The organism is Dietzia sp. Cai40, assembly GCF_014145165.1.
GTDB classification, from domain to species: Bacteria; Actinomycetota; Actinomycetes; order Mycobacteriales; family Mycobacteriaceae; genus Dietzia; species Dietzia natronolimnaea.
In genome coordinates, this window is record NZ_JAALEB010000300.1 from 1 (window position 1) to 3,745 (window position 3,745).

The 3,745-nt window shown below is 71.4% G+C and carries 3 protein-coding genes and 1 pseudogene; 1 reads left to right on the forward strand and 3 read right to left on the reverse strand.

Features of this window, described 5'->3' with window-relative positions; genetic code table 11:
* The 3 genes and pseudogenes from G6022_RS11695 to G6022_RS11705 all read right to left on the reverse strand — a co-directional run.
* A pseudogene (locus tag G6022_RS11695) lies at positions 1-385 on the reverse strand (iron ABC transporter permease); the annotation flags it as partial.
* A gap of 55 nt (positions 386-440) precedes the next feature.
* Positions 441-1,466, reverse strand: coding sequence for an iron ABC transporter substrate-binding protein (locus tag G6022_RS11700; protein ID WP_179524757.1), 1,026 nt, complete (start codon positions 1,464-1,466; stop codon positions 441-443).
* A 100-nt stretch (positions 1,467-1,566) separates the two neighbouring features.
* Positions 1,567-2,973: an NAD(P)H-quinone dehydrogenase gene (locus G6022_RS11705; protein ID WP_179524756.1), complete on the reverse strand. Its 1,407-nt coding sequence runs from the start codon at positions 2,971-2,973 to the stop codon at positions 1,567-1,569.
* A 153-nt stretch (positions 2,974-3,126) separates the two neighbouring features.
* On the opposite strand from G6022_RS11705, the gene G6022_RS11710 reads away from it, so the two are divergent.
* Positions 3,127-3,663, forward strand: coding sequence for a gamma-glutamylcyclotransferase (locus G6022_RS11710; RefSeq protein ID WP_182639648.1), 537 nt, complete (start codon positions 3,127-3,129; stop codon positions 3,661-3,663).
* Positions 3,664-3,745: the final 82 nt, after the last annotated feature.

Consider the following 3,745-nt stretch of genomic DNA (forward strand, 5'->3'; position numbering starts at 1 on the left):
CCGCGGCCGCGGGGAGGAAGACGTACGGATAGCAGGAGATCGTCAACACGATGACGGAGCCGGGCAGGCCGAGGAACTGCGGGAAGTCCGCGACCCACAGGTAGCCGAGGACGTAGGAGGGCATCGCCAGTGGCACGCAGAGCAGTGCGCCGACCACCGGGGCCCCGGGGAGATCCGTCCTCACCGTCAACCACGCGAGCGCGACACCCACCACGACGCTGGCCGCGGTGACCAGGACCACCAGCACGACCGTGTTGACCAGCAGTTCGGCTGACCGACCGGACCGGACCACCTCGATGGCGTAGGCCGGGCCCCGTTCCCCCGCCCGGATGATCAGATAGACCAGCGGGATGAGGGCCGCGGAGCACGCCAGAGTGGCGGCCACCCCGAGGAGGGGGCGACCGCCACGCAGACGGGAACGGACGTCTATGACGGACCCGTCAGATCATGCCCACGCGCGTGAGCATCTGCTGGGTCTGCTCGAGCCCGTCGAGGTCCCCGAGGTCGATGTCGGGGCCTCCCAGGGTCTCGAGGGGGGGCAGGCCGACGGCCTCCGAGGTGATGCCCGGCACCACCGGGTACTCGCTGTCCTCCTCGAGGAAGTAGAGCTGGGCCTGCTCGCCGAGGAGTTCCTCCACCACGCGCAGGGCGTCCTCGGGCCGGTCCGTGGAGGCCAGCACGCCGACGCCGGCCACGTTGACCAGTGCGCCGGGGTCGCCCTTGGTCAGGTAGTGGACCCGGGCCCGCATGTTCTCCTCGCCCTTCTCCTGGGCGGTGTTGTACCAGTAGTAGTGGTTGGTGAGCCCGAGCTCGACCTCGCCGGTGTCGGCGGCCTCGAGGAGGGCCACGTTGTTGTCGTAGGTCCTCGGCTCGTTGGCCAGGAAGTCGCGGAGCCACTGCTCGGCCGCCTCGTCGCCGCGGTCGACCCGCAGCCCGGTGACGAACGACTGGAACGAGGCGTTGGTGGGGGCGTAGCCGACCTTGCCCCGCCACTCCGGCTCGGTGAGGGCGTCGATGGTGTCCGGCACCTCGGACTCCTCGAGCACCTCGGAGTCGTAGACCAGGACACGGGCGCGGAGGCTCGTGGCGACCCACGTCCCGTCGGTGGCCCGGTACTCGGCGGGGACCTGTGCGACCGTCGCCTCGTCGAGCCGCGTGAGCAGGCCCTCCTTGGACAACGCACCCAGCGCGCCGGCGTCCTGGGAGAAGAAGATGTCGGCCGGGCTGGCCTCGCCCTCCTCGGCGATCTGCGCCGCCATCTCGGGGGTGCTCGCGTACCGCACCTCCAGGTCGATGCCGGTGTTCTCCTCGATCTGGGCCAGCAGCGGGCCGACGAGGTTCTCGCTGCGGCCCGAGTAGACCACCAACGCGTCCGAGTCGTCTCCGGCGCCGTCCGTGGTGCAGGCCGCCAGACCCACCACGAGCGAACCGGCAGCGGCGATCGCGGCCAGGCGGCGTCGCATCATCACGGTTCCTCCCTCACAGTCCCGGTGCCGCGTCACGGGCACCGGGTGTGAGCTTAGCCTAAACTTATCCTGGCGCTCAGGCCGGTCCACCGGCCCGGGATCAGTCCAGGTCGTCGTGCCGCATGAGCTGCCGGGCGGCCTCGGTGATCGACCCGGTCATCGAGGGATAGACGGAGAACGACCCCGCGAGGTCACCCACGGTGAGCTGATTCCGCACGGCCACGGAGACGGGCAGGATGAGCTCGGAGGCGGTCGGCGCCACGATCACCCCTCCGATGACCACACCCGAGGCGGGGCGGCAGAACAGCTTGACGAAACCGCGGCGCAGACTGCGCATCTTGGCCCTCGGATTGCCCGCCAGCGGGAACACCTCGACGCGGGCGGGGACCTCACCGCTCTCGATCTGCGCGTGGGAGATTCCCACGGTGGCGATCTCGGGCCGTGTGAACACCGCCGAGGCCACGGTGCGGAGCTTGATGGGACTGACCCCCTCGCCCAGCGCGTGGTACATCGCGATCCGGCCCTGCATCGCCGCGACGGAGGCCAACGGGAACAGATCGGTGCAGTCGCCCGCCGCGTAGATGCCGGCGGCGGTGGTCCGCGAGACGCGGTCGACCTTGATGTGACCGCTGCGCTGGACCTCGATGCCGGCGCTCTCCAACCCGAGGTCGCCGGTGTTGGGAACCGAACCGACGCACATCAGTGCGTGCGAACCCTTGACGGTCCGGCCGTCGCCCAGTCGGACGATGATCCCGTCCTCGTGGTGTTCGACCGCGTCCGCACGCGCGTGCTTGACCAGCGAGACGCCACGCTCGCTGAGCGCCTCCTCCAGCACCAGCGCCGCGTCGGCGTCCTCGTGGGGCAGCACACGGTCGCGGCTGGACACCATGGTGACCTTGACGCCCATCTCGGTGAACGCGGAGACGAACTCGGCGCCGGTCACACCGGAACCCACGACCACCAGGTGGGAGGGGAGTTCGGTGAGGTCGTAGAGCTGCCGCCAGGTCAGGATCCGCTCCCCGTCCGGCTCGGCGCCGGAGAGGATGCGCGGGTTGGACCCGGTGGCGACCAGGACCACGTCCGCGTCGAGGATCTTCTCCCGGCCGCCGTCCAGCGACACGTGGACGCGGTGCGACGCCATGCCCGGCTGCGAGTCGTGCAGTCGCGCGGTCCCCGAGAGCAGTCGCACGCCCTCGCGCTGGAGCTGGGACCTGATGTCGGCGGACTGGGCGCGGGCCAGGGACTTGACCCGACCGTTGACCTGGCCGAGCCGGTACGCGGTGGGGTCGAAGTGCATCTCGACGCCCATCTCCTCGGCGCGACGCATGTCGGTGCGCACACCCGTGGTGGCGATGAACGTCTTGGACGGCACGCAGTCGGTCAGCACGCAGTTGCCGCCGATCCCCTCGGCGTCCACGATCGTGACGTCCGCACCGTACTGCGCGGCCACCAGCGCGGCCTCGTAACCGGCGGGTCCGCCGCCGATGATGATGATGCGCTGGGTCACAGGTGGTCCTCCACGGGTCACGGGGTCGGGGCCGGGCGCCGCGGGCCACTGTGGTGGACCGCGTCGCGTCCGCCGTACACGGTAGTCGAACCGGCGGCACGCGGCCGGAGGACGCCGGGGCCACACCCGGCGCCAGGGACTACTCTGGTCGCCGTGCCTCTCTACGCCGCGTACGGGACCAACATGCATCCCGAACAGATGAACGCCCGCGCGCCGCACTCCCCGTTCGCCGGAACCGGTTGGCTGGAGGGCTGGCGCCTGACCTTCGCGGGCGAGGACCCCACGTGGGAGGGCGCCGTGGCCACCGTGGTCGAGGACCCCGAGTCGAGGGTGTTCGTGGTGCTCTACGACGTCCCCGACGAGGACGCCCGCGCCCTCGACCGATGGGAGGGCACGGACCGGATCCCGGCCCGGAAGATCCGGGTCCGGATGGAGCGCCGTCCCACCGTCCCCCCCGGCCCCCCGGTGGGGGCCCAGGAGTCCGAGTTCGCGGTCGCCTCGCCCTCCCCCACCGCGCCCGAGGGCACCGAGCTGGTCTGGCTGTACGTCATGGACGCCTTCGAGGGGGGCCTGCCGTCGGCGCGCTACCTCGGACTGTTGGCGGACGCGGCCGAGTGCGCGGGTGCCCCCGACTCCTACGTGCGGCAGCTGCGCACCCGGGAATCCCGCAACGTGGGCCCGGGCGCCTAGCGTCGTGCCGTCCGTCCCCCTGCCGCCCACCCCCGTGTCTCCGCTCCTCACCCCCACCCCGGACGCCCGGGCGACCGGGGTG

What these genes read in the sequence shown, in the direction of transcription:
- G6022_RS11700 (WP_179524757.1), bottom strand. Translation starts at nt 1,466, where the DNA reads ATGATGCGACGCCGCCTGGCCGCGATCGCCGCTGCCGGTTCGCTCGTG.